This window comes from Betaproteobacteria bacterium, assembly GCA_016720855.1.
In the GTDB taxonomy this organism is placed as follows: Bacteria; Pseudomonadota; Gammaproteobacteria; order Burkholderiales; family Usitatibacteraceae; genus FEB-7.
Window position 1 is genome coordinate 813,414 of sequence record JADKJU010000001.1, and the last position, 21,048, is coordinate 834,461.

18 protein-coding genes are annotated in these 21,048 nt (G+C 67.7%); 15 read left to right on the forward strand and 3 right to left on the reverse strand.

Features of this window, described 5'->3' with window-relative positions:
• Genes IPP91_03570 through IPP91_03590 form a run of 5 tightly spaced genes read left to right on the forward strand, consistent with a single transcriptional unit; the run spans window position 1 to window position 4,086 of the window.
• A complete protein-coding gene (locus tag IPP91_03570) occupies window positions 1-1,860 on the forward strand; it encodes an aldehyde ferredoxin oxidoreductase family protein (GenBank protein MBL0141148.1) in 1,860 nt (619 codons plus the stop codon).
• Window positions 1,857-3,110 carry an NAD(P)/FAD-dependent oxidoreductase gene (locus tag IPP91_03575; protein ID MBL0141149.1) on the forward strand — a complete coding sequence of 418 codons (1,254 nt, stop codon included), beginning with the start codon at window positions 1,857-1,859 and terminating at the stop codon, window positions 3,108-3,110. The genes IPP91_03570 and IPP91_03575 overlap by 4 nt, the downstream gene beginning before the upstream one ends.
• Window positions 3,111-3,117: 7 nt before the next feature.
• On the forward strand, window positions 3,118-3,372 hold the full coding sequence (locus tag IPP91_03580) for a MoaD/ThiS family protein (GenBank protein ID MBL0141150.1): 255 nt from the start codon (window positions 3,118-3,120) through the stop codon (window positions 3,370-3,372).
• Between the two features lie 4 nt (window positions 3,373-3,376).
• Entirely contained in the window at window positions 3,377-3,670 is a 294-nt protein-coding gene (locus IPP91_03585) for a hypothetical protein (GenBank protein MBL0141151.1), read from the forward strand.
• A gap of 44 nt (window positions 3,671-3,714) precedes the next feature.
• Window positions 3,715-4,086, forward strand: coding sequence for an Mth938-like domain-containing protein (locus IPP91_03590; protein MBL0141152.1), 372 nt, complete (start codon window positions 3,715-3,717; stop codon window positions 4,084-4,086).
• Window positions 4,087-4,124: 38 nt separating this feature from the next.
• On the opposite strand, the gene IPP91_03595 is transcribed toward IPP91_03590, so the two are convergent.
• On the reverse strand, window positions 4,125-5,324 hold the full coding sequence (locus tag IPP91_03595; GenBank protein MBL0141153.1) for an MFS transporter: 1,200 nt from the start codon (window positions 5,322-5,324) through the stop codon (window positions 4,125-4,127).
• Complete coding sequence (locus tag IPP91_03600) at window positions 5,317-10,149, reverse strand: NAD-glutamate dehydrogenase (GenBank protein MBL0141154.1); 4,833 nt, start codon at window positions 10,147-10,149, stop codon at window positions 5,317-5,319. The genes IPP91_03595 and IPP91_03600 overlap by 8 nt, the downstream gene beginning before the upstream one ends.
• A 120-nt stretch (window positions 10,150-10,269) precedes the next feature.
• Between IPP91_03600 and IPP91_03605 the strand changes: the two genes are divergently transcribed.
• The 7 genes from IPP91_03605 to IPP91_03635 all read left to right on the forward strand — a co-directional run bounded on the left by IPP91_03605 (window position 10,270) and on the right by IPP91_03635 (window position 15,823).
• A complete protein-coding gene (locus tag IPP91_03605) occupies window positions 10,270-10,983 on the forward strand; it encodes an amino acid racemase (GenBank protein MBL0141155.1) in 714 nt (237 codons plus the stop codon).
• A 182-nt stretch (window positions 10,984-11,165) separates the two neighbouring features.
• Complete coding sequence (locus tag IPP91_03610; protein MBL0141156.1) at window positions 11,166-12,053, forward strand: amino acid ABC transporter substrate-binding protein; 888 nt, start codon at window positions 11,166-11,168, stop codon at window positions 12,051-12,053.
• 60 nt (window positions 12,054-12,113) lie between these two features.
• Complete coding sequence (locus tag IPP91_03615; GenBank protein ID MBL0141157.1) at window positions 12,114-12,881, forward strand: amino acid ABC transporter permease; 768 nt, start codon at window positions 12,114-12,116, stop codon at window positions 12,879-12,881.
• The gene (locus IPP91_03620; GenBank protein ID MBL0141158.1) at window positions 12,881-13,564 is read left to right on the forward strand and encodes an amino acid ABC transporter permease; all 684 of its coding nucleotides are present in this window, start codon (window positions 12,881-12,883) and stop codon (window positions 13,562-13,564) included. Before IPP91_03615 ends, IPP91_03620 begins: the two co-directional genes overlap by 1 nt.
• 34 nt (window positions 13,565-13,598) lie before the next feature.
• The gene (locus IPP91_03625) at window positions 13,599-14,327 is read left to right on the forward strand and encodes an amino acid ABC transporter ATP-binding protein (GenBank protein ID MBL0141159.1); all 729 of its coding nucleotides are present in this window, start codon (window positions 13,599-13,601) and stop codon (window positions 14,325-14,327) included.
• Between the two features lie 100 nt (window positions 14,328-14,427).
• On the forward strand, window positions 14,428-15,504 hold the full coding sequence (locus IPP91_03630; GenBank protein ID MBL0141160.1) for a hypothetical protein: 1,077 nt from the start codon (window positions 14,428-14,430) through the stop codon (window positions 15,502-15,504).
• A 13-nt stretch (window positions 15,505-15,517) separates the two neighbouring features.
• Entirely contained in the window at window positions 15,518-15,823 is a 306-nt protein-coding gene (locus IPP91_03635) for a YggU family protein (GenBank protein ID MBL0141161.1), read from the forward strand.
• Between the two features lie 4 nt (window positions 15,824-15,827).
• Here IPP91_03635 and IPP91_03640 read toward each other — a convergent pair whose 3' ends face one another.
• Window positions 15,828-16,856, reverse strand: coding sequence for a histone deacetylase family protein (locus IPP91_03640; GenBank protein MBL0141162.1), 1,029 nt, complete (start codon window positions 16,854-16,856; stop codon window positions 15,828-15,830).
• A gap of 51 nt (window positions 16,857-16,907) precedes the next feature.
• On the opposite strand from IPP91_03640, the gene IPP91_03645 reads away from it, so the two are divergent.
• From IPP91_03645 to IPP91_03655, 3 genes are read left to right on the forward strand one after another with little or no spacing between them, the layout of a single operon-like run.
• Window positions 16,908-17,849 carry an AAA family ATPase gene (locus IPP91_03645; protein ID MBL0141163.1) on the forward strand — a complete coding sequence of 314 codons (942 nt, stop codon included), beginning with the start codon at window positions 16,908-16,910 and terminating at the stop codon, window positions 17,847-17,849.
• A gap of 13 nt (window positions 17,850-17,862) precedes the next feature.
• Window positions 17,863-18,822 (forward strand): DUF58 domain-containing protein, encoded by a 960-nt coding sequence (locus tag IPP91_03650; GenBank protein ID MBL0141164.1) that lies wholly within the window; start codon window positions 17,863-17,865, stop codon window positions 18,820-18,822.
• Window positions 18,819-20,792, forward strand: a complete 1,974-nt coding sequence (locus IPP91_03655; protein MBL0141165.1) for a DUF3488 domain-containing transglutaminase family protein — start codon at window positions 18,819-18,821, stop codon at window positions 20,790-20,792. Before IPP91_03650 ends, IPP91_03655 begins: the two co-directional genes overlap by 4 nt.
• Window positions 20,793-21,048: the final 256 nt, after the last annotated feature.

Genomic DNA, 21,048 nt, shown 5'->3' on the forward strand with positions numbered 1-21,048 from the left:
ATGTCCTGGACCCGCAAGATCCTGCGCGTTGACCTGACCAAGGGCACGTGCACACCTGAGCCCCTCAATATGGAATGGGCGCTCGGCTACCTCGGCCAGCGCGGCCTCGCCACCAAGTACTTCACCACGGAAGTCGATGCGAAGGTCGATCCGCTCTCCCCCGCCAACAAGATCCTCTACGCCACCGGCCCCCTCACGGGCACCATGGCCTCCACCGGCGGGCGTTATTCTGTCATCACCAAGGGCCCGCTCACGGGCGCCATCGCCTGCTCGAATTCCGGCGGCTACTTCGGCGCCGAGTTGAAGATGGCCGGCTGGGACATGATCATCATCGAGGGCAAGTCCGCGAAGCCCGTCCTGCTGCACATCGAGAACGACAAGGCGGAGCTCCTCGACGCCACCGACGTCTGGGGCAAGTCCACCTGGGACACCGAGGGCCTGCTCAAGAAGCGCTTCCAGGACCCGCAGGTGCGCGTCTCCAGCATCGGCGCCGCGGGCGAGACGGGGTGCCTCTACGCCGCCGTCGTGAACGACCTGCACCGCGCTGCCGGACGCTCGGGCGTGGGCACGGTGATGGGCTCGAAGAACCTCAAGGCAATCGCGGTTCGCGGCACCAGGGGCGTCGGCAACATCAAGGATCCCGCGGCGTTCATGAAGGCCACCACTGCGGCGAAGAAGGTCCTGGCGGACAACGCCGTGACGGGCCAGGGCCTGCCCAAGTTCGGCACGCAGGTGCTGATGAACGTCATCAACGAAATCGGGGCGCTGCCCACGCGCAACCATCGCGACGTGCAGTTCGACGGCGCGAAGGACATCTCCGCCGAGGCGATGCACGCGCCGCGCAAGACCGACGGGAAGGCGAACCTCGTCACCAACCAGGCCTGCTTCGGCTGCACCATCGCCTGCGGGCGCATTTCCAGGATCGACGAGACGCATTACACGGTGGTGAACAAGCCCCAGTACTGGGGTGCCTCGGGCGGGCTCGAGTACGAAGCGGCCTGGGCGCTGGGCGCCGCCAATGGCGTGAACGACCTCGAGGCCCTCACCTACGCGAATTACCTCGCGAACGAGGACGGATGGGACCCGATCACCTTCGGCGCGACGGTGGGCGCGGTGATGGAGCTCTACGAGATGGGCGTGCTCAAGAAGGAGCAGCTCGGCATCGAGGCCCCGTTCGGTTCCGCGAAAGCCCTTACTTTCTTCGCCGAGCAGGTCGGCAAGGGCCAGGGCTTCGGCAAGGAAATCGCGCAGGGCTCCAGGCGCCTCACGGCGAAGTACGGGCACCCGGAGCTTTCCATGACCGTGAAGGGGCAGGAGTTCCCCGCCTACGACTCGCGCGGCATCCAGGGCATGGGCCTCGCGTACGCCACGTCGAACCGCGGCGCCTGTCATCTTCGCGGCTATACGGTCGCGAGCGAAGTGCTGGGCATTCCCGTGAAGACCGATCCCCTCGTCACCGAGGGCAAGGCCGGGCTGGTGAAGGCGTTCCAGGACGCCACGGCGGTGTTCGATTCCTCGGGGCTGTGCCTTTTCACGTCTTTCGCCTGGACGCTGCAGGACGTCGGTCCGCAACTGCAGGCGGCCTGCGAGGGCGACTGGTCGATGGAGAACATGGCCCTCGTGGGCGAACGCATCTGGAACCTCGAGAAGGAGTTCAACCTCGCCGCCGGGCTCACGAAGAAGGACGACGACCTGCCCAAGCGCCTGAAGACCGAGGCCGCGAAGACCGGGCCGGCCAAAGGCCTGGTGAACGGACTCGACAAGATGCTGCCGGAGTACTACCAGCTTCGCGGCTGGAACGCCGAGGGCATCCCGAGCGCGCAGACGCGCAAGCGCCTGGGAACGGCCCCGCTCAAGTGAAGCACCTGATCGTCGGCAACGGCCCGGCGGGCGTGATCGCCGCCGAGACGCTGCGCAAACTCGCCCCCGCCGACACTGTCACGCTGCTCGGCGATGAGGCAGGGCCGCCCTACTCGCGCATGGCCATTCCGTATCTCCTCATGGGCGACATCGAGGAACCGGGGACGTGGCTGCGCAAGGACGCGGGCCATTTCGCTCGCCTGGGGATCGAGCTGAAGACCGGCCGCGCGCGATCCGTGGAAACGGGGCGCAGGGTGCTCACGCTCGAAACCGGCGACGTGATTGCGTGGGACCGCCTCCTCATCGCCACGGGCTCGCATCCCAACCGGCCGCCGATCCCCGGCATCGAGCTGCCGGGCGTGAGCCCGTGCTGGACCCTCGAGGATGCGCGGGCGATCATGGCGCGCGCGCAAAAAGGCAGCCGCGTGCTGCAGATGGGCGCGGGTTTCATCGGCTGCATCATCATGGAAGCGCTGGCCGCGCGCGGGGCCGATCTCACCGTGGTGGAAATGGGCGAGCGGATGGTGCCGCGCATGATGACGCCGGGCGCGAGCGCCCTGATCAGGGCGTGGTGCGAAGGCAAAGGCATCAACGTGATCACGAAGGCCCGCGTGACGTCGATCGCGCAGCGGGGCGCTGCGCTCACGGCCACGCTCGATTCCGGGCAGAAGATCGAAGCCGATCTCCTCATCTCGGCCACGGGAGTCACGCCCAACACGGAGTTCCTGGCTGGAAGCGGCGTCGATTGCGAACAGGGCGTCCTCGTTGACGAGCACATGCAATCCAGCGTGGCGGGAATCTACGCCGCCGGGGACGTGGCCCGGGCGCCCGAATTCGATACCGGCCGCAAAATCGCCTACGCGATCCAGCCCACGGCCGCGGACCAGGCGCGAATCGCCGCGCACAACATGGCGGGCCGCGACGCGGTTTCGCCCGGCGCGCTCGCGATGAACGTCCTCGACACGCTCGGGCTCGTGGCCTCCTCGTTCGGCCAGTGGCAGGGTGTGCCCGCCTCCGAGAGCGGCGCTTCGGTGGAACTGCGCGACGACGGCGCCTTCCGCTACCTGCGCCTGGAGTTCGCGGGCGATCGCCTCATCGGCGCCACGAGCCTGGGACTCACGGAGCATGTCGGCGTGATCCGCGGGCTGATCCAGGGACGCGTTGCGTTGGGCGAATGGAAGCAAAAGCTGCTCGCCGATCCGACGCGTCTCATGGAGGCCTACCTCGCCCGCGCGCAAGCCGCCTCCTGATCGCTCGATGCGCGTCACGCTCAAGCTCTACGCCACGCTCACCGACTACCTCCCCGCGGCCGCGCGCGCCGGCAACCTCGTGCAGCTCGATGTCGACGAGGGCGCGACCATCTCATCGATGCTCGCGCCGTACAACATCCCGCCCCGGCTGGTGCACCTGGTTCTCGTGAACGGCGTCTTTGTCCCGCCCGAGGAACGCGCTGCGCGCACGTTTCGTGAAGGCGAAGTGCTCGCAGTCTGGCCGCCTATCGCCGGCGGCTGAGGCCATGGGAACGGATACGGGGTCGTTCTTCGAAATGACTCTCACGCGCGCCGATTTCCTGCGGCTGTTGCCGGTTGCGGTTGGCCATGCCGGGTTCCGCGTCGAGGGCGACGACATCGTGTCCGACGGTGGTGCGCTCGCGTGGCGGATCCGGCTCGAAGATCGTCCTGCACGCAAATTCGGTCCTGTCGAACTGCCGGTTGTTGCTGTCACGCTCGATCTCACACGGACTTCGCCGGAAGCCGGGCGTGCATTCGTGGAGCGGTTCCTGCTCGGCTTCCAGCGCGCGGGCGGATGAGACGGCCCGGCCCCCCCCACGCGGGAATGCGACAATGTCACGCCATGAAGATCGAACGCGAAACCGCCGAAGGCAGGAACACGTTCACCGCCTATGGTCCGGGGTGGGTGGAGGTGGCCGGCCGGCGCCACACGGGCAGCCTCGTGGTTGCCGCGGACCGCGTGCTTGAAGGCTGGGCCGCTGGGGGAATCGACGCGTTGACCGAGGCCGAAACGGCCACGCTCGTTGACTGGAACCCCGAAATCCTGCTGCTCGGTTCCGGTATCGCCTTTCGATTTCCCGACCGGGCGGCGGTGGCGCCGCTCCATCGCGCCCGCATCGGCGTCGAGGTGATGGACACGCGTGCCGCGTGCCGCACCTACAACATCCTGCTGGGCGAAGGCCGGCGCGTGGTGGCCGCCCTGATCGTCGAGTAGCGGTGCCGGACTGCAGCGGTGCCTGGCACCGTCATTCGTCATCGTCGGGACGTGCGCACCGCCATCGCAAAGGCCATCCAGGAAACCACGCCAACGGCGACGAGCGAGAGCGCGACCGCCCGGTAGCCTCCTCCCACGGCGAGCACGCCCGCGGCCGCAAATGGTCCCGCGGCCCGGGCCAGGAGCACTGGCGTCGCCATGAGCCCTGAAAGGGCCCCATAGCCTTCGCGCCCGAAGATCTCGGCCGGGACCGTGCCGCGCACGATCGTCATCACGCCGTTGCTCGCCCCGTAGAGGATCGCGAAGGCCACCACGGCCCAGGTGCTTCCTCCGGCGAAGGCGAGGATGGCGATCGACACCGGGAAGATGGCAAGCGCGATCTCGCCCACCCGAGCGGGGCTCACGCGGCTCGCGAACGCGAATTCCGCGATGCGGCCGGCCACTTGCATGGGCCCCACCAGGGCCGCGAGGAGCGCCGCATTCGTCGGCGGGAAGCCCTGCTCCTGCAGCATGGCGAGGAGGTGCAGTCCCATGGCCGAGAAGGCCAGCATGTTGAGCGTGAAGGCGAATGCGAGCCAGCGGAAATGCCGGTTCCCGAGCAGCTTCGTGCGTCCGGCCGCATCGTCCGCCGCCCCTGCGGGCGCATCCGGGCGCTGCCCCTTCGCGGGAAGGTGGAGCGCGTGCAGCGGCACGCACACGAGGAGGTTGATCGCTGCGAGCACGAGCACGGCCTCGCGCCAGCCCAACGAGGAGGCGAGCCACTGCGTGAGCGGCCAGAAAACCGTGCTCGCGAATCCGCCCGCGAGCGTGAGCACCGTGATCGCCTTGCGCAGGTCGGCGCGGAAGACCAGGGCCAGGCTCGCGAAGGCCGGCTCGTAGAGCACCAGCCCCATGACGAAGCCCAGCACCGTCCAGACGGCGTAGAGCGCGGCAGCGCTCGTCACCTGGGAGAACGCCGCCAGGCCGATCGCCGCGCCCAGGGAGCCCGCGGTCATCGCCCAGCGTGCCCCCCGGCGATCGATGTGCCTGCCCACCGGGGCGGCGACGAGCCCCGAGACGAGCAGCGCGAGGGAATACGCCCCCACGGTCACCGGCGCCGAGGCGCCCAGCTCACGCTGGACGGACTCCATCACGACGGCGAAGGCGTAATAGACGCTGCCCCAGGAAACGATCTGGGTGACGCCCAGGGCGGCGACAAGGCGCCACCGCCCCGGCTGGATCTCGTCGGAATCAGGCAAGTCCGCGCAGTTCCCTCAGAAGGACCGAGAGCACCGCAAGGTCGAGTGGCCCGGCGCGCTTGAGCTCGTCCCTCATCGCGGCGAGCCGCGCGATGGGCTGCGCGTAGCGATCCTTCCACGCGGCGATCATCGCGGCCGGGTCCGGGGAGCCGGGCGAGAGCCTGGCCACGCACGTGGTGAGCAGCCGCTGCTGGCTCGCGAGGTCGTCGCGAAGCGCGTTCCTCGCAAGTGCCTGCCACGGCGTGTCCGTAGGCAGCGCCGTGATGCGCTCGGCGAACCAGTGCAGCTCCAGGTCGCCGGCCAGCGCGAAGTGAAGCTGCGCGATCGCCTCGAGCGGCCGTTCGGTCTCCCGGGCCACTTCCGTCGTGTCGAGCACCGAATAGAGCGCATCGAGCCCGGCCATGGAGCGCGCGAGTTCCAGCGGGACGCCCTGGCCGGACAATCGTGCGGCGGTCGCCTCGAAGGAGTCGCGATCGACCGCCGACAGGATGGCCGGAAGCCCGGCACGGAAAGCGGCCAGTCCCGGCTGGAATACCCCGAGGACCTGTGCGATCGGGAGCTGCTCGCGGCGGCGGCGAAGGAACCAGAGCGTGGCCCGCAAGACCAGCCTCCCGGCCTCGATGAGCATCTCCGACTGCACGGCGCAGGTCACGCGGTTGTCCAGCGCGTCGATGGCCGCCCACAGCGCCTCGAAGCCGAAGACGTCGCGCACGAGGATGAAGGCACGCGTCACCTCGTCCGGCGTTGCGCCCGTTTCCTCCTTCATGCGCTGCACGAATACCGACCCCGTGCGGTTGATCATCGAATTGGCGACCGCGGTCGCGATGATCTCCCGCTTGAGCGGATGGCGCGGCAGAACCGCGGCGTAGCCACTGCGGATCTGCGCCGGGAAATAATCGGTGAGCGCGCAGGCGACATAGTCGTCGTCGATGAGCGTGCCCTTCACGAGGTCGTCGTAGAGCACCATCTTCGAATAGGCCAGGAGCACCGCGCGTTCCGGCGTCGTGAGCCCCACGCGCTGCGCGCGGCGCTCGGCGATCTCGTCGTCCGAGGGAAGGAACTCGACGGCGCGGTTCAGGCGCCCCGCCTTCTCGAGGGCGCGGATGAGGGAAGCCTGCGCGTCCAGCAGCTTGTCGCCGCGCACGCCGGCGACCGAGAGCGACTGCGTCTGGAAGTAGTTGTCCGCCAGCACGAGGTGCCCGACCTCGTCGGTCATCTCGACCAGTAGCTTGTTCCGCTGCTTCTCGGTGAGCTCGCCGTCGGCGGTCACCAGTCCCAGCAGGATCTTGATATTGACCTCGTGGTCGGAGCAGTCCACGCCCCCCGAATTGTCGATGGCGTCGGTGCAGATGCGCCCGCCCTTGCCTTCCGGTCCTCCGGAGAGCGCGAACTCCACGCGGCCGAGCTGGGTGAAGCCGAGGTTGCCGCCCTCGCCCACCACCTTGCAGCGCAGCTCCGCGCCGTTCACGCGGATGGCATCGTTGGCGCGATCCCCCACGTCCGCGTGTGTCTGGTGGCCCGCCTTCACGTAGGTGCCGATGCCGCCGTTGTACAGCAGGTCCACGGGCGCCTTGAGGATGGCCTTCATGAGTTCGGCCGGCGTGAGGCTTTCCTCGGCGACGCCGAGCGCCTTGCGCACCTGCGGCGAAACGGCGATCGACTTGGCCGCGCGCGGATAGATGCCCCCGCCCTTCGAGATGAGCGCCTTGTCGTAGTCGTCCCACGACGAGCGCGGCAACGCAAACATGCGCTCGCGCTCGGCGAAGCTCTTCGCAGGATCCGGGTCCGGGTCGAGGAAGATGTGCCGGTGGTCGAAGGCCGCAAGCAGCCGGATGTGCCGCGAGAGCAGCATCCCGTTGCCGAACACGTCGCCGGACATGTCCCCCACGCCCGCCACAGTGAAGTCCTGCGACTGGGTGTCGAGCCCCATCTCGCGGAAGTGGCGCTTCACGCTTTCCCACGCGCCTTTCGCCGTGATGCCCATCTTCTTGTGGTCGTAGCCGGCGCTTCCCCCCGAGGCGAAGGCATCGGCCAGCCAATGGCCGTATTCGGCGCTCACCGCGTTGGCGTAGTCGGAGAAAGCCGCAGTCCCCTTGTCCGCCGCGACGACGAGGTAGGGGTCATCCGGGTCGTGGCGAACGACGTCCTTCGGGGGAATCACCTTCCCGCCCTTCAGGTTGTCCGTCACATCGAGCAGGCCACGCAGGAAATCCTGGTAGCAGGCCACGCCTTCCTTGAGGTACGCCTCGCGCTCGCTCGCAGGCGGCGCCGCCTTGAGCACGAAACCGCCCTTCGAACCCACCGGGACGATCACCGCGTTCTTCACCATCTGCGCCTTCATGAGGCCGAGGACCTCGGTGCGGAAGTCCTCGGGGCGGTCGGACCAGCGAAGGCCGCCGCGCGCCACCTTGCCGCCGCGCAGGTGGATCGCCTCGAATCGGGGCGAGTACACGAACACCTCGAAAAGCGGCCGCGGCTCGGGCAGGTCGGGCACCTTCGCCGACTCGAACTTGAGCGCGAGGTAGGGCTTGCGCCGCCCATTCCCGCCGCGCACCCAGTGGTTGGTGCGGATCGTGGCGCGGATCGCGTACAGGCAGCGACGAAGGATGCGGTCCTCGTCGAGATTCGCCACGTCGTTCAGGGCGGTCTTCACCTCGTCGTGCAGCGTCTGCTGCCTCGAGTCGCGGTCGGCTCCCGCCGCCGGGTCGAAGCGCGCATGGAAGAGCGCGACCAGCTTCGCGACGATGGTCGGATGCGCCGCCAGCGTCTGCGCGATGTAGGCCTGGCTGAAGGTGAAGCCGGCCTGCTTCAGGTACTTGGCGTAGGCGCGCAGCACCACCACGTCGTCGGACGCGAGCGCGGCCGTCGGCGTGAGGCGGTTGAACGCGTCGTTCTCGATCTCGCCTCGCGCCACGCGCAGCAGGGCCTCCTCCGTCACGGCCTTGATGGCCTCGACGTTCTCGAGATCCCGTGCGCTGCGCAGGCCGAAGTCGTGCAGGAAGACCGCAGGCGCATCCTTGCGCTGGACTTCCCAGCCGTCCTCGTCCAGAACCTCCAGCCCCATGTTCTCGAGGATGGGCAGGCTCGCCGACAGGGTGAGCTTCTCGCCCACGCGGTACACGCGAAGGCGCAGCGTACGGGCATCGGCCTCCACCGGCCGGTACAGGCTCACCGCGAACGGGTTGCCGGGCCCGAGCGTCTCGATCACCGCGATGTCGCGCACGGCCGTCCGGGCGGAGAGCGTGTCGCGGTAGGCCACGGGGAACGCGGCCGAGTACCCACCGTACAGCAGCAGCGCGCGTTCCTCGCCATGTGCTTCTGTGAGGGCGAGCTTCAGATCGTCTTCCCAGCGGCGCGTGGCCTGGATGATCTCCGCCTCGATGGCGTGCACGTCCACGCGCGGCTCGTCGAGCGGGCGCGTGCGCACCAGCATGTGGATGCGAGCGAGAACCGCATCGGTGAGCTGCACGGTGTACTCCGCGCTCGTCCCCGCGAGCCGGCGCCGCAGGATTTCCTCGATCTTCCTGCGCACATCGGTATTGAAGTTCTCCCGCGGCACGTAGATGAGGCAGGAAAAGAAGCGTCCGTAGAGGTCCCGGCGCAGGAAAAGGCGCGTGCGCCGGCGGTCGCCCAGGCGAAGCACGGCCAATGCGATCTCGAGCAGCGACGCCTCGTCCACCTGGAAGAGCTCGTCGCGTGGGTAGGCATGCAGAAGCGAAACCAGGTTCTTGTACCCGTGGCTCGCTGCGGGGAACCCGGCGCGCTCGAGGATCCGTGCCACCTTCCTACGCAGCAGCGGAATGTCGCCGGGATCGGCGTGATAGGCCGCGGAAGTATAGAGGCCGACGAAACGGCGCTCGCCGGTGACGCGGCCGGAGGCATCGAATTTCTTCACGCCGACGTAGTCGAGGTAGCCGGGGCGGTGCACCGTCGCGCGCGAATTGGCTTTTGTGAGCACGAGGAGCCGCGGCTCGCGCGCGAGCGCCTTGATCGCGGCCGGCAGGTCCCGGAAGCTTTGCGACACGCCCCCCAGCCGGGGCTCGCGCAGCACGCCCAGGCCCGAGCCCGCGACGATTCTCAGCTGGTCCTCGCCGCCGGAAGCGGCCAGTTCGTACTCGCGAAAACCGATGAAGGTGAAGTTCTCCTCGAGAGCCCAGGAAAGAAAAGCGCGCGTCTCCTCGACATCGGCCGCGTCCTGTTCCCTGGGGGGTCTTGCGAACTCCCCGACGATCGCCTGCATCGCCTCGCGCATCGGCCTCCAGTCCTCGACGGCGCAGCGCACATCGGCGAGCACGGCAAGCAGTCCCTCGCCGATCTCCTTGAGCCGGGCCGGGTCGCTTTCGCGGTCCACCTCCACGTGGATGAACGATTCGCGCGCGCCTTCGCGGCCGGCCGGCGCTAACGAGATGAGGTTGCGTTCGGGATCGCGCACCGTCTGCGCGAGCGGATGCACGAGCAGGTGCAGCGTGCGGCCCTGGCGATTGAGCTCCATCGTCACCGAGTCGACGAGGAAGGGCATGTCGTCGTTCACGATCTCGATCACGGTGTGCGGGCTCGCCCAGCCGTGTTCCTGCGCCTTCGGGTTGTACACTCGCAGCTTGGGCGTGCCGGAGGCGAACTGGCGCGCGAAGGCGAGGTGGGTCATCGCCGCGCCGTAGAGATCCTCGGGCGCGCGCGCCTCCAGGTCTTCGGCATCGACCTGGCCGTAGTAGAGCGAGACGAATTCGCGGGCTTCCTTTGCCTGCGCGCCGGAGAGGCGCTGGCCGGCGAGGCGAGTGACGGGTTCGAGGATGGACTGTTTGGGATCCGTGGAAGGAGAAGGCATGACGACCTCGTTATTATTCGTGGCGGGCGGTGACTCGGGATTCACCCCTCGTGGGGACGCTCCCGCAGACGTCCGGAGCCTGCATTTTCCTCCAAGATGCGCTCTATTTACGATGACCTCATGAAAACCCTCCTTTCAACGCCCCGGCGCGTCGGCATCCTCGGCGGCATGGGCCCGGCGGCCGCGATCGACCTGCAGGCGAAAATCCTCGCCGCAACACCCGCTGCGACGGACCGTGACCACCTGCCGATCGTGGTGTGGAACGTGCCGCAGGTTCCCGACCGCGTCGCCGCCGTGCAGGGCCTGGGCGCATCCCCCCTGCCGGAAATGGTCGCCGGGGCGAAGGGGCTGGAGGCGGCCGGATGCGAAGCCTTCGTCGTCGCCTGCAATACGGCGCACCACTGGGCGGACGAGCTGGCCTCCTCGGTTCGCATGCCGCTGCTGCACATTGCGGACTCCGCGATTGATGCCATGGCTCGCCGGGCGGTCGCGCCGATGCGCGTGGGACTGCTTGCCACTCGCGGCACGCTGGCTGCCGCTTTCTACGGCAAGCGTCTCGCGCACCGCGGTTTCCCGTGGTTCGCCCCGACGGACAAGGAGCAGGCGCAGTTCGTCGATGAGGCCATCGCCCGGGTCAAGGCGGGCGATGTCGCCGGCGCCCGCGCTCCCTTCGAGGCGGCCGCCCGGGCTCTCGCCGTGCGGGGGGCGGACCTCGTCCTGCTGGCTTGCACGGAACTGCCGCTGGCGGCGCAGGGCGCCGATTGCCCCGTCCCGATCCTCGACGCGAGCCAGGCGCTGGCGCAGGCCGTCGTGGACTTCTCCCTGCGCCGTTGAAGGGCGCGACGCGCGCCATCCCGGTGCACCAGGGCGGCTGTCGCACCCCTGCCTGCCCGCGCAGGGCGGGCATGCCGCCTGCATGGGGTTTGCCATCGATCGAGCCCCGGAAGTATCCTTCGCCCTTTGCCGCACGCACGCCCCGCAGCCCCGCGCACCGATCCAACCCAGGAGGAAACACCATGTTCGCCAAGTCGCTCGCCGCCGTCGCGGCCATCGCCGTCCTTGCCGCCGTCCCCGCGACAGCGCAGGAACTGACCGGCACCCTCAAGAAGATCAAGGAATCCGGCACGATCACCATCGGTCACCGCGAGACCTCGATCCCCTTCTCCTACCTCAACGAAAAGCAGCAGCCCATCGGCTACTCGATGGACATCTGCGCGGCGATCGTCGAGGAAGTGAAGAAGGAGCTCTCGCTCACGCAGCTCACCGTCAAGTACAACCCGGTGACGCCGCAGACGCGCATCCCGCTCATCTCGAATGGCACGGTCGACATCGAGTGCGGCTCGACCACCAACACGCTCACGCGCCAGAAGCAGGTCGGTTTCTCGCCGATCACCTTCATCACCGGCACGAAGCTGCTCGTGAAGAAGTCCGCGAAGATCAAGTCGTACAAGGACCTGAAGAACAAGACGGTCGTGGTGACCCAGGGCACGACCAACGAGCGCATCATCAAGGCGCTCTCCGACAAGGACAACCTCAACATCAAGTTCCTGAACGCCAAGGACCACGGGGAATCCTTCCTCACCGTCGAGTCCGGGCGCGCCGTGGCCTTCTCCATGGACGACATCCTTCTCTACGGCCTCATCGCCAAGGCAAAGACGCCAAAGGACTACGAGGTCGTTGGCGACTACCTCTCCTACGACCCGTACGGGATGATGTACCGCAAGGGCGACGAGGACTTCGGCCAGGTGATCCGCCGCGCCATCGCCAAGCTCATGCAGACCGGCGACATCAACAAGATCTACAGCAAGTGGTTCCTCGATAAGCTGCCTTCCGGCGAGATGATGGGCGTGCCGATGAGCCCGCTCCTCAAGGCCGCCATCACGCTGCAGGCGCTGCCGGAATAGCGAAGCCGGGCGAAGGGGGCGGGCGACCGCCCCCTTTTTCATTTTTCACGGGCGGTCGCGATGGACTGGAAAGTACTCCTCGAGCAGGCACCCAGCGGCGGCATGACGTACCTGGGGTGGCTGTGGTCGGGCCTCTTCTGGACGCTCGCGGTCTCGTCCTGCGCGTGGATCGTCGCCTCCGTGGTCGGATGCGTGGTCGGCGTGGCGCGCACCACGCCGCTGGCCTGGGCGCGATTCCTGGGCACGTGCTACGTCGAGCTCTTCCGCAACATCCCGCTCCTGGTGCAGATGTTCCTCTGGTACTTCGTGATGCCGGAGGTGCTTCCCGTGGCCTGGGGCGACTGGCTCAAGCAGGACATGCCCAACCTCCTCACCCTGCCCTTCGCGGCGCAGTTCAGCCTGTGGGAGTTCACGGCCGCGACGCTCTGCCTGGGCCTTTACACCGCCTCGCGCGTGGCCGAGCAGGTTCGCTCCGGCATCCAGTCGCTGCCGGGCGGACAGACTGCCGCGGGGCTCGCCATGGGGCTCACGCTCCCGCAGGTGTACCGGTTCGTGACGCTCCCGATGGCCTTCCGCATCATCATCCCGCCGATGACCTCGGAGTTCCTCACGATCTTCAAGAATTCGTCTACGGCGCTGACCATCGGCGTGCTCGAACTCACCGCGCAGAGCCGTCAGATCTCGGAATACACGTTCAAGACGTTCGAGGCGTTCACCGCTGCAACCCTCATCTACATCGTCATCACCCTCACGGTGATCTTCGCGATGCGCGCGATCGAGAAGCGCGTGGCCGTGCCCGGCTACATCGCGCAGGGGGGCGGGCACTGATGGGCGAGTTCGACTGGGGCGTCATCTGGACGTACCGCGAGTCCCTCCGGGACGGCATGTTAACCTCCCTCAAGCTCTTTGCCATCGCGCTCGCCGGCGGCATCTTCTTCGGCACGCTGCTCGCCATGGCGAGGCTGTCGAAATGGAAGGCGCTCTCGGTCCCGGCAGCCGGATTCGTGAACCTGATCCGCGCCATTCCCTTCATCATGGCGATCTTCTGGTTCTACTTCCTCACCCCCATGATCGTGGCGAAGTTCACCGGCCATCAGGGCGAGGCGGTCGGGCCCTTCACCTCGGCCATCGTCGCCTTCATCATGGTGGAAAGCGCGTACTACTCGGAGATCGTCCGCGCCGGCATCCAGTCGATCCCGCGCGGGCAGCCGTCCGCGGCCTATGCGCTCGGCATGAACTACTGGCAGTCGATGGGGCACATCGTGCTGCCCCAGGCGTTTCGCAACATGCTGCCGGTGATGCTCACGCAGGCGGTGATCCTCTTTCAGGACACCTCCCTCGTCTATGTCGTGGCCCTCAAGGATTTCCTCGGCGCGGCCTCGAAGGCCGGGCAGCTCACCGGGCGCATCGTCGAGCTCTACATCTTCGTCGCCGTCGTCTTCTTCATCATCTGCTTCGCCGCCTCCTGGGCGGTCAAGCGGCTCCAGGTGCGCCTGGCCGTCTCCCGATAGGAATCCCATGAGCGCTTCCGAATCCCCGCGGCCCATGATCGACCTGCGCAACGTGAGCAAGTGGTACGGCCCCTTCCAGGTGCTCAAGGACTGCACGACGAAGGTGGAAAAGGGCGAGGTCGTCGTGGTCTGCGGCCCGTCGGGATCGGGGAAGTCCACGCTCATCAAGGCGGTGAACGGCCTGGAGCCTTTCCAGAAGGGCGAGATCGTCGTTAACGGCATCTCGGTCGGCGACCCGAAGACCGACCTCCCGAAGCTGCGCGCCAAGATCGGCATGGTGTTCCAGAACTTCGAGCTGTTCCCCCACATGAGCATCACGGACAACCTCGCCATCGGCCAGCGGAAGGTCCTCGGGCGCACGCGGGACCAGGCCGTGGAAAAGGGCATGAAGCTGCTCGACCGCGTCGGTCTCCTGTCGCAGAAGGACAAGTTCCCCGGTCAGCTTTCCGGCGGCCAGCAGCAGCGCGTGGCCATTGCCCGGGCCCTGTCCATGGATCCCATCGCCATGCTCTTCGACGAGCCCACATCGGCGCTCGACCCGGAAATGATCAACGAGGTGCTGGATGTCATGGTGCAGCTCGCCCGGGAAGGGATGACGATGATGGTGGTCACCCACGAGATGGGCTTCGCGAAGAAGGTTGCGCACCGAGTCGTGTTCATGGACCACGGTCAGATCGTCGAGGACTGCACCAAGGACGAGTTTTTCGGCACGGCCCGGTCGGAACGGACCCAGGCCTTCCTGTCCAAGATCCTGCATCACTGAAACCCGGGGCGGACTCCGGCCCGCTTCTTGCTGCAATCAGGATCACGTTACCCTCGGAAATCGTTGACGAAATGGCACTTTCAGCCGAAACTTGCCCCTCATGAATCGAATCACCGCCATCGGCCTGGTTTCGCTCGTCGCCTACGGGGTGCTGCTCGCCACCAAGTGGGAAGGGGCGCCCGCCCCTGTCTCCAGCCATTCCGAGGCCATTTCGGCGACCCTGCAGCCGGCCGGACAGGCGTTGCGGGGCGACGTTCACGTCCAGGCAGGCTTCGCCCGGCGTTCTTCCGGGGCAGCGAAAATCGTCTCCCCTGTCGCCGTCCAGCGACTTTCCGCTGTCGCGACGCAGTTCCGCCAGACCCGCGACCTGAAGGCTTTCTCCGACGCCCTGCTCGCCCGCAAGGACAGCCTGGACCGCGAAGAGCGCTTCTACCTTGCCAAGGCTCTCGAGACGTGCGGATTCGCGACGTCCATTAATGACGACCTGGCCACCGCGAGCGACAAGCGCAGGCGCCAGTTCCTCGCGAGCATCCCGGCGTCGGATCCGGAAGCCGCCAAGCGCATCGCCGCGTATGACGCGTCCGACGACACGCAGCGTTGCCTGGGCTTCCAGGGCATGCGCATCGCGCAAAAGGATATCGACGACCTGTATCGCCAGGCGAGCGAAAGCGGAGACCCGCGCGCGCAGGCCCGCATGCTGGTCGCCGAACTCAATCGCAATCTGGCCACGCCCAAGATCACTGGCGAAGCGTCCCGCACGGTGGTAGCCGACGACGTGAGCCGCATCATCAGCCTGCTCGAGACTCGCGATGCCGAGGCGATGGTGATGGTGGCGCAATTCCTCGCCCAGCACCGCCTGATCGGCGAGTTGCGCATCGGCCCGACCGGAGAGGTTCCCGAGCCGGCATCCCTCGTCGGCGCGTTCTCGCTCGTCGCGTGCGATTTCCAGCCTACCTGCCCCGCGTTCGACCGCGAAGCGCAGCAGGCCTGTGCCTATGCGGGCTATTGCAGTGCGGGCACCTACGAAGAGCTGTTCGCCAACTTCCTCGCCTCGCCCTGGTCGTACAGCCAGGCCATGCGCTACCGCGGCGTCATCCATTCCGCGATCGAAACGCGCGACTGGGGCCTGCTCGGCCTGCAGAAGCTGAACGGCGCAAAGTCCCGAGCAGGTTCCTGAGCCCGTTCCTCCCGTGGCACCCTGGTATCGCCACGACCCCGCCGAGGGCGCCGTCGTCCTTTCCATCCATGCGCAGCCGCAGGCCCGGCGCACCGAGGTCGTCGGCCTTCATGGCGAGTCGCTCAAGGTCCGCGTGGCCGCACCGGCGCTGGACAATCGCGCCAACGAGGCGCTCATCGCATTCATCGCCGAGCGCTTCGGCGTCGCGCGCCGGGACGTGACCCTGCTGTCGGGCGAAAAATCGCGGGAGAAGCGGTTGAGCGTCCGCTCCGCCGGCGTCGATCCCGAGAAGGCACTCGCCCCGGCCGCAGCGCGCTAGGCGATCAACCGGCGAGCACCCTCATGTGGCGCACGACGCTGCGCGCGAGAGCGCGCGTGTTGTAGCCGCCTTCCAGCGTGGAGACGATCCGTCCCCGGGCGTGGCGCTCGGCCACATCGGCGATCACGCGGGTGATCCACTCGTAATCGCCGTCCTCGAGCTCCAGGTGGGCCAGGGGATCCTCCCGGTGGGCATCGAACCCGGCCGACACCATCACCAGCTGCGGCTCGAAGCGCTCGAGGGCGGGCAGCCAGTGCCGCTCCACCGCCTCACGGAAGTCGGCGCTGCCGGTCATGGCCGGCAAGGGTACGTTCACCAGATTCTCCCCTCGCGAATCGGCCCCGCAGAACGGGTAGTACGGATGCTGGAACGTGGAACAGAACATCACGCGCGGATCGCCCTTGAATGCGGCCTCGGTTCCATTGCCGTGGTGCACGTCGAAATCGAGGATCGCCACGCGCTCCAGACCGTGGTGAACCAGCGCGCGGGCGACCCCCACCGCGACATTGTTGAAGATGCAGAACCCCATCGCACGTCCCGGCGTGGCGTGGTGGCCCGGCGGCCGCACGGCACAGAAGGCGCGCAGGTGCTCGCCGCCGAGCACGAGATCCGTGGCGCGCGCGACTGCACCCGCAGCCCGCAGCGCGGCGGAGAGCGACATGCGGTTCATCGAGGTGTCCGGATCGAGGAACGCATAGTCATCCTCCGGCGCCGCGCCGCGAACCATCTCGATGTACTCCTCGCCGTGCACGCGCGCCAGCTCGGCCTGTGTCGCCTCCGGCGCCTCGATCTCGACAAGCTGCCCGCCGAAGCCCGAGATGTCCAGCGCATCCAGGACCGCTTTCAGGCGCTCGGGGGACTCCGGATGATGCGCTCCCATCTCATGCAGGATGCAGTGCGAATGGGTGACGAGTGCGACGGACACTGCGATGCCCCTGGCTGGTGGGTGGACTTCCGGTGATCGGATCGCGATCGCCTGCCCTGCGGCCGCACCGGCGGATCCCGGTGCCCATGCTATCCTGAAACGGCCCATCCTTCCGTTCCGAGTAGCCGCAAATCGGTACCCGATTCCGGCCCCGACCCGATGCTCCTAGACGCCCGCGCCCGCATTGCCCCGAACCCCGTCGAGGACGTGGTTTCCCGCGCCTCGCGCGTGATCCTCGGCAAGGAGCGCCAGATCCGCCTGGCGATGGCGTGCATCCTGGCGCGCGGCCATCTGCTGATCGAAGACGTGCCCGGGGTCGGCAAGACGACCCTCTCGCAGGCCCTGGCGCGGCTCCTGGGCCTCGACTACAAGCGCATCCAGTTCACGTCCGATCTGCTGCCCGCCGACGTGATCGGCGTCTCGATCTTCGACCGCGAGAGTTCCACGTTCCGGTTCCATCCCGGCCCCATTTTTTCCCAGATCATCCTGGCCGACGAGATCAACCGCGCGAGCCCCAAGGCACAGAGCGCGCTCCTGGAGGCGATGGAGGAGCACCAGGTCACCGCCGAGGGCGAGACGCGGCCCCTGCCGGAACCCTTCTTCGTCATCGCGACCCAGAACCCGCTGCACCAGGTGGGCACCTTTCCGCTTCCCGAATCGCAGCTCGACCGCTTCCTCATGCGCCTTCGCCTGGGATACCCCGACGCCAAGGCCGAGCGCGAGCTCCTGAAGGGCGAGGAACGCCGCGACCTCATTTCGCATCTGGAACCGGCGATGACGGCGCCGCAGTTGCGCGAGCTGCAGCTTGCGGTGACCGCGACCCAGGTCTCGGAAGCCCTCCTGGACTACGTGCAGGCGCTCGTGGCGCACACCCGCGTGTCCCCCAAGTACTCGCAGGGTCTCTCCCCGCGCGCGGGCCTCGCGGTGCTTCACGCGGCGCAGGCCTGGGCCATGATGCAGGGGCGCAGGCAGGTGCTTCCCGAGGACGTGCAGGCCGTGCTTCCCGCCGTGGTGGGGCATCGCCTGCATGGAACGGGCGAATCGCAGAAGGGCGGTTTCGACGCCGCCGCGGACCTGCTCACCGCCGTCGCCATCCCGTGACCGCCCAGGGGCGATGCTCGCCAACCTGAGGCAGCGGGTTTCCGACTGGATCTTCCGGGCGCGGGTCCCCGAGGCGCCGCCGGTCACGCTCGTCCAGCGCCGCATCTTCATCCTTCCCACCAAGCAGGGCTATCTCTTCGCCGGGGTCCTGCTCGTGCTGCTGCTCGCGTCCATCAACTACGCACTCTCGCTCGGGTTCCTCCTCACGTTCCTCCTGGCCGCGATGGGTAGCGTGGCGATGCTGCACACCTGGCGCAACCTCTCCCAGCTCAAGCTGCGGCCGGGGCGCTGCGACGCGGTCTTCGCGGGCGATACGGCTTATTTCCGGGTCGTGCTCGAGTCGCCCTCACGGGATCGCTTCGCCGTGGCGATCCGGCGCCGCGGCGAAAGTCCCGTCTTCGCGGACGTGCGCGCCTCCGAGCCCCGGATCGCAAGCCTCGCCGTGCCTGCGCGCCGGCGCGGCCGCCTTGCCTGCGGGCGCCTGGAGATCTTCACGCGCTATCCCGTGGGCCTCTTCCACGCGTGGTCGTATTTCGATTTCGGCCTTTCGGTCATCGTGTATCCCCGCCCCGACCCGATGGCCGGCCTGCCGCCGCAGCAGTCGCTCGCGGGCGACGACGAGGGAGTCCCCATCGCCGGCGACGAGGACTTCGCCCAATTGCGCGGCTACAACCCCGGCGACCCGCCGCGACAGATCGCATGGAAGGCACTCGCACGCGGCGGCGACCTTCTCACGAAGGAGTTCCATGCCACGGCCTCGGCCGAGCTCTGGCTCGACTGGATCGACGCGCGCGCTGCCGATCCGGAAGCCCGGCTCTCCGTCCTCGCGCACTGGGTGATCGAGACCGAGCGGCTCGGGCAGAGCTACGGCCTGCGCCTGCCGGGCGTGTCGATCCCGCCCGGGCGGGGCGATGTGCACCGTGCGCGCTGCCTCGTGGCGCTGGCGCTGCACGGCGAAGGATCGGCATCGTGAGCGGCGCGCTGCCCAACGCCGCCCTCGACGTGAGGAACGTCATGTGGCTCCTCGCGTCGATGGCGTTCGTCGTGGCGCCGCATGCGCTGAGGCTCCCGGAATGGGTGGGCGTCTTCTTCGCCCTGGTGATCGCCTGGCGGGGGTGGATCTCTTGGCGGGCGGCCCGCACTCCCCCACGCTGGCTCGTGCTGGTGCTTACCGCCGCCGCGGTGATGGCCACCTTCGTCGCCTACGGGCGGATCATGGGCCGCGACGCGGGAACCACGCTCCTCGTCCTGATGGCGGGAATGAAGCTGCTCGAGATGAAGACCTCGCGCGAGGTGGTGCTGGCCATCCATCTCGGGTTCGTCCTCGTGATGACGAACTTTCTCTTCTCGCAGACCATCCCGCTGGGCCTTTACATGCTCGCCTGCGTCTGGCTCTTCGTGGCCACCCTCGTGGGCTACCACCGCGGCGTCGGGCGAACGCCCACCGTGCGCGAGCGCCTGGTGCCCGCCGGCATGCTCCTGCTGCAGGCGGTTCCGCTGATGCTCGTCTTTTTCATCCTCTTCCCGCGCGTGCAGGGGCCGCTCTGGGCGCTGCCGCAGGACGCTCGAGCGGGCGTCTCGGGGCTGTCGGACTCGATGACGCCTGGCAACATCTCGAAGCTCATCCAGTCGGAGGCGACCGCGTTTCGCGTCGAGTTCGAGGGCGATATCCCGCCCTACAGCACGCTCTACTGGCGCGGGCCGGTGCTGTGGATCTTCGACGGGCGGACGTGGAAGGTCCCCGAGTTCAACATCACCGGCAGCCAGGACTACTCCCGCGCCGAGCGGCCGGTGCGCTATGCGGTGACGGTGGAGCCCCACGGAAAGCACTGGCTCTTCTCGCTGGACATCCCCGGGACGCTGCCGCCCGGCTCGGGCATCCGTCAAGACCTGCAGATCCGATCCGTGCGGCCGGTGGATACGCGCATGCGCTACGAGATGACGTCCTACCTCGACTACCGCTACGGCGAGCACCTTCCGCAGTCTTTCAGGGCGCTCGCCCTCTCCTTCGACGAACGCCGCAACCCGCGCACGGTGGCGCTCGGCCGGCAGTGGGCGCGGGAGGCGGCTTCGCCTGCGGACGTCGTGAACCGCGCGATGCAGCTCTTCAACTCGCAGTTCACTTACACGCTCGAGCCGCCGCTGCTCGAATCCGCACACCCGTACGACGAGTTCCTCTTCGAGGCCAAGCGCGGCTTCTGCGAGCACTACGCGGGCAGCTTCGCGCTGCTCATGCGCGCCGCGGGCATTCCGGCCCGCATCGTGACGGGGTACCAGGGCGGCGAGGTGAACCCCCTCAACCGGGAACTCCTGGTGCGCCAGGCCGACGCGCATGCCTGGGTCGAGGTCTGGCTCGATGGCCGGGGGTGGCTGCGCATCGATCCCACGTCGGTCGTGGCGCCCGACCGTATCGACGGCGGCATCAACGCGGCGCTGGGGCCCATCGGCGTCATTCCGTCGCTCATCGCGGCCGATCGCCTGCGTATCCTGGCCAACCTCATGTTCGCGTGGGATGCGATGAACAGCCAGTGGAACCAGTGGGTGCTCGGCTACAACGTCGAGCGCCAGCGTCAGCTCCTGGCCCAACTCGGGCTGGAAATCGCGAGTTGGCAGAACCTCGCTCTCTGGCTTATCGCCGCCGCGCTGGCGGTGGGTGGCCTCGTCGGACTCGGGCTCGTGCTGCGCGACCTGCCCGTCCGCCGGGACCCCGCCGTCGTCGCCTGGGAACGTTTCTGCGCCAAGCTCGCTGCGAAGGGCCTCGTGCGCGCCGCCTGGGAGGGCCCCTTCGACTACCTCGCGCGCATCGAGACTGCGCGACCCGACATGGCCATCGAGGCACGCCACATCACCGAGCGCTACGTCGAGGCGCGCTACGGCCCCGGCATCACCAGGCGCGAAAGCCGCGAACTGCTGGCCCGAGTGCGCCGCTTCCGGCCGGCATGAGCGGCCCGCTTTCGATCGATCAAGGGATCCGTGCCTGGCGGTCCCGCGTCGATCTCACTCGGTATTCACGTGACATGTGGTCCGGTATCGACCTCACTAGGCATTCACCGGTCCCGTGGTCCGGTGTCGATCTCACTCGGCAAGAGGAAAACAAATTGGCTGGGGGTCTTTTTTGTTTTTTTTGGCCAGGTCAAATTGCTACCGACATCGCAGTCCGAAATCTCATCGACATAGGCCATGGAGGCGACGTCAATGG